Below are 233 nucleotides of genomic sequence, written 5' to 3' on the forward strand. Positions count from 1 at the left end.
GTTGGCGGCGCTCGAGGAGCTGCTCGCGCCTTGCTGCAGGTAGGCGTCGAGGTCTTCATGCAGGATCCGCCCGGCCGGGCCTGTGCCCTGGACCAGGCGCAACGGGATACCCGCGTCCAGCGCATGCTTGCGCACGGCGGGGGAGGCCAGCGGTCGCTCGGCCGCGTCGCGGGCCACGGGCGCTTGAACCTTAGTGGCGACAGGCGCGGGCTTGGCTTGCACCGGTGCCGATT

At 72.1% G+C, this 233-nt stretch carries 1 protein-coding gene; it reads right to left on the minus strand.

Going from position 1 to position 233, the window contains the following annotated elements; all coding sequences use genetic code 11:
- On the minus strand, positions 1-222 hold a 222-nt coding region (locus AC0L20_RS41920; RefSeq protein ID WP_473295981.1), incomplete at its 3' end, for an E3 binding domain-containing protein.
- Between the last annotated feature and the right edge of the window lie 11 nt (positions 223-233).

The sequence above is a fragment of the Bradyrhizobium sp. Kon58 genome (assembly GCF_055807455.1).